We start from the raw sequence: 5,145 nt of genomic DNA on the forward strand, positions 1-5,145 counted from the left end.
CCGTAGCCAAGCAGCAACATCACCGGGAAATCCGGGATCAAGTAGTGCGTGAAGGCGATGTAGCCTAGGGTTGCCAGTAGCCAAATTCCTAAAGCAATCTTCCACCAGCCCGCTTTATCACCACGTCCCGCTGGGACTTCGTGCCATGCACCACGTGTCCCACGGTTCAAACCACGAGATGCCTCAATCGAGCCCTTGATAATAATATAGAGTCCGATAATCGCGATGGCGATCTGAATTCCCATGCCTGCCGAGAGCCAGAAATCGAAGTGGTTGACAACGCGTGTCTCAATAGACTCAGTGCCCGGATGCCATTGCTTAAGCACACCCTGCCGGTAGAGAAAGGGGTTGAGCCCCATCTGGCACACAATCGAGGAGACGAAGGTGGCCACTACCATCTCAAAGGGGAGAACAAATCCTGTCAAGACTCTTGTCAGATCGCCCGAGTAGCCCACGGGGGCTGCGGGAAGAATGGTTTCCGTGGACGCCATGAAGTCTATGAAGGGAATCGGGATGAGCATCACGGGCTTCCCAAACATCGTTCCGGTGATGATCGGGATCGCGGTGTAGATCCCACCGAAGATCAAACCAACCACGGTTCCGGTTGAGAAGATACGCCAGCGCCAGGAGTCCTCTTTGCTTCCCGCCTCCGCGAGCGCCGTCGCACCCGATGCCGCTACCGATGCCAACGGAAAGGGGAGTCGCTCGACATCGCTGGTGGCGCGGAAGAGGATGTAGCCCGCCGGGAGCCAGGAGAGGCGCTCCAGAGTCTGGTGGAGCATCATCACGCCAATCGGCCCCCACCAGTCGGGGTGCAGAAAGCTACGTTGATCCAGTGCGGGCGAGCCCGGCTTGGGGCTAGAGAACCAGGGAATTTCCTTGGCAATGGACGCGGCTTGGGGGCTCTGGATGTAGTACTGGTTCCAGATCAACCAGCCAAAAGGACCGCCTGAGATTCCACGATCCGCACCCGCGACAGCAGCAAGCCCACCAGCGACGTAGTAGAGAAGAAAGATCTCCTGGCGCTTGAGAGGTAAAAACGAGCGGCGAGCGATCTCCGCAAAGAGGACAATGGTCACCCACTGTGATGCCGCCCCAAGCCCTGAGCCCGCGACCAATCCTAGATAGATCGCGCCCGCAGTCATGATCAGGCTGACAAAGATCGAGCCTAGAATGGTCTTGCCGGTGAAGCCCTCATCGAAGGCACTATCATCGCCCTGGGACTCCGCCTCAATAAAATCGCGGGCATCCTGAACACTATGATCTTGATGGTCCGTGTGCTGGGGCGTCGCGACGTCTTCGCTGCCATGCTCCTCTGAGCTTCTGTGTTTATCATCCATTTCGTTTGCCATTTTACGCCTCCACACTCGCGAATTCGGTCTGGGTTAGGTAGCGCTCTCGCTCTGCGGCGCTCAGGGTGCGCCAGACCAGGAACTGCTTACGCAGGGTATTGAGGAAGCGCCGGTTGACACGTTTCCAGTTGGAGACATCGCCAGACACCCGGTGTAGAGTGAGCTTCAGATCGAAGACATCCTCAAGATCTGTCGGGAGCGTCTCCAAACGGATCATCTGTGATACCCCAAGATCAAAGGGCGCGAGCCAGGCTTTGCACCCAATGCGATAGGCGTGGCCCTTAGGCGTCTCGAAGCTCTCACGGACAATCCCTTCCGTGATAAAGTCTCCGACGGAGTAGCCCTCGTAGCTCTGGAACCACTCTGCAAGAAAGCCATTCACGCCTGATGCTTGGTCACCGGTTACGGCGAAGGGGAGCCGGATGTGCCAGTCATCACCGATGGGATCAGGCACAGACCAGGTCTTACTACTGGAGGGACTGGCGACTTCCGATGCTTTCTTCGCGGGCCAGAGAGTCGAGAGCATCACCACTGCCACGACTACGAGTGTGGAGAGTACCGCACTCACGGACGAGAAGTTCAGCGAGAGCCCTTGCATCAAATGGAATGTCGAGAGCAGCTTACTGATCGCTTGGCCTAGGACGTAGCCCGCTACCGACCCGAGAATCGCATAGACCAGCGCCTCCGCCATGAACAGTGTCCCGATATTACTTGGGGAGAGCCCGATGGAGCTAAAGATATGGATCTCTTTAATACGCTCAAAGACTGAGCCGAGCATCGTGTTCAAGACAATCAGCGCGGCGATGAGAATCGGAATCAGAATCGTCCCAAAATCCTCGCCCTTGGTTGCCCCTACCGACGAGAACCGCTCGATCTTACCCGGGTTCGCGCCGAGTTTCTCAGATGCGGCATAGAGGTTCATGTCGAAGCGCTTCATGAGATTCTCTTTGAGCTCTTTAACCACTGCCGACTCATCGTCACCGTAGCCAATCGCAACTGAGCGCAGGTCGCCCCCTAAATTAATAAGAGTCTGGTAAGGTACGAAGAAAATAACATCAGAGTCTAGGTGTAGGTACTGCTGGAAGCCGCTGGAGTTATCCGTCTTGCCCTGCTTTTGGAGCTGTTGCATCTGGACAAAGTCTACGGGAGTGAGCGGCTCCTGGTCGTGGTCTAGCACCTGCTTGAACCTATCCTGATCCAGAATTCCAATCACCGTGTAGTCCTGGCCCGAGAAGCTGACCTTTGCGGAGGCATTGCTCACATCGCTGTCGGTGATGCGCAAGTTGTCCGCCACTTTTCGGGGCAGGATCATCACGAGGGTGTCTCCCGGTGAGAACCAGCGCCCCGCCGCGAGTGCGTCGGCAGCGCCCGTTACTTTTGCCTCGTTGGGGGAGAGCCCGACCGCACCCTTTGCCCCAAACTCACGATCCGCACGCTTCAGGGTCAAGAAGGTCTGCTCACCCGGCTGTGTGCCTAGGAACCAGCCACGCGGTGCCACCAAGCGCGTCTTCCCGAACTCATCGTCGAGCAGCCGATACGCCACTTGCTGGAGCGCGTTCCAGTTCGGGTCGCGTAGCAGAATGCCGTTGTAGAGCGGCTTGCCGGGCGCAGGCACCTGGTTGAAGCGTAGCTCCTGCACAATAGACGTGAAGGCGAGAACTGTAAATGTCAGTAAGACGAGAGTCACACAAGTCAGCGTGGTGCGGGTTGCACGGCGACGCATGTTCGCCACGCCGAGTGCGAACGCGGCAATCGCAATGGAACTCTTCCCCGCATCCAGCGAGTGTGTCCCGGTCATTGCCTTGGTCTGCTGCTTGAGCTGCTGCTCAAATTTCTGCCAGACGAGCACTGTCACCAGAACAGAGAGCGCCATCATGATAAAGGCGAGCAGGATAATCCCCGCATTGAGCGTGATCCGGAACGCCGGGTGGATCGCGGCGAAGATGCCAAAGATCACCAGGAAGATCGAAAAGACCGCTCCGAGCTGGCGCTTTAGATCCGAGAAACCAAAGAGCAGGCGCTCCAGAAAATACGCAAAGGGGATCATCAGAGCGAGGTAGAAAATCACCCCGTTGACCACGTCTTGCTGCGTCTTGGTCACATCCGGGTAGGCGCGGCTCTCGTAGCCCCACGCCGCGCGGGCATAGGTATCGAAGCGCTGGTAGTCTTTGGCCGCGAGGGCTACCTCAGCTTTATCAATAAATTCCTTGGCGTTGGCATGGAGTCCCTCGATTCCTTTGTTGCGGATATTGTTCGTGATCAGGCGCTGGATTCGGAAGTCATCGAGCTTCCACATGTCTTTGGCAACATTAAGCGCCGTGTGGATAATGGCCGACGAGCGCGACGACTCAATAGCATCGCTCCCCTGGCCCGCCCCCATCACGTAGCCCTCACCCTCCGGGTTACTAGGCGTCGAGTTGATGAGCAAGAACCGCGTGGCTGCCGGGCCACTTCCCATGATGATCTTAAACTGCCGCAGCTTGTTGGTCGCAGCATTCTTCTCCGTGCCCGTGCCGTACTCATCGCCACGCCGCGCAAAGACAACTGCGGTGTCCTCGACATAGCTGACCCCTGGCTCTGGCTTGGCCAGTACATAGCCAAACTGACGGGGCTCACCATTGGAGATACCGTCGTAGATTGTCATAGTGGAGAGTGTTCGGAGTGCCTGCTGATCAACAAGATCAAAGATATTTGTCGCGACACACGGAAAGAGCACCGAGAGGACTTCTTTTTCTCCGGTCGTGATGCGGAACTGACTGGGGTAGGCAGCGCCGGTTACCCCTTTGTCTGGGGCATAGTCAATATCACCGCTCTTGGAGTCCATGTGATAGGACTCGACTCGGTGCTCCTGGTTGTCCGCCGTCGTGGGGGGCATGCCTTTAAACGCAAAGCTCGCCTTGCCCTCTTTGCCCTTGAAGCCTCCCTGATCGTCGCTCACCATCTGGATAAAGTTGCCCCGTACCCCAATAAAGCTCTTAGTATTGGAGTTGTGCGGCACGACTACGAGGGCACGGTCTACGGGATCACTCGGCACCAGGGAGCGGCGCGGCTCGTACTCACGGACACGGCCCTTGAGGGTCGCAAAGCCAGAGCGCAGGCCCATTCGGGTCCACTGACAGGTCTTGTAGAGAGGGATTTGTTTCTTTGGATCGGCGTTTTGGTCGTTAGGATCGTTGATGTAGTGCTGTAGCAAACAGACAAAAGTCTTGAGCTGGAGCGCAAGATTCGCGATATTGACTTTTTCAAACGTATCAAACGGCGTATCCACCTGGTTACGCGAGTCGTCAATCGACGAAAACGTGACCCCAAAACCACCTGCCATCCCAACCACCTCGGCATCGAAAGCGGGCCGTCCTGGGATAAAGTTGCGCCAGCTCTTGCCGTCTACGGGGTTTACCCCATCGGAGAAGCGCTTCTTGGCATCGTAGCCCAGCACCTCGGCTACTTTATCGTTGTTCTCACGGGAGACACGGGCAATGTCTGAGAACAAATTCTGAGTGTCTTCACGAACATTGATTAAGTGGGCCTTGTAGAAAATCCCCAGCGCCCGGGTCTGGCTGGCCAGATCGAGTCCCACCCAGAGGTAGATCGGGTCTTTCGGGTCTTTTGCCTGTCCAAAGAGCTTGGCAAACGGCCCAGGAACCTGCCAGTCGTCTATGTGGTTGTCAATGAACTCGCGCACGCCTTGTAGCCCGAGGCAGTGCCCGGAAGTCGCTAGAAACCAAATAGTGCGCTCGTTGCCTCGTTTCTTAAATGTCCGGGCTGTCTGAAGGAGGCCCGCCATCCCGCCCGC

General features: G+C 56.8%; 1 protein-coding gene and 1 pseudogene. Both read right to left on the reverse strand.

Annotated features, from left to right (window positions below; genetic code table 11):
* Positions 1-1,352, reverse strand: a pseudogene (locus ACH2EH_RS08615) (hypothetical protein); the annotation flags it as partial.
* A 1-nt stretch (position 1,353) separates the two neighbouring features.
* Positions 1,354-5,145 (reverse strand): FtsX-like permease family protein (locus tag ACH2EH_RS08620; RefSeq protein ID WP_395140792.1); only part of this gene is annotated, 3,792 nt, incomplete at its 5' end.

It is taken from the genome of Armatimonas sp. (genome assembly GCF_043760365.1).
Taxonomy (GTDB): Bacteria; Armatimonadota; Armatimonadia; order Armatimonadales; family Armatimonadaceae; genus Armatimonas.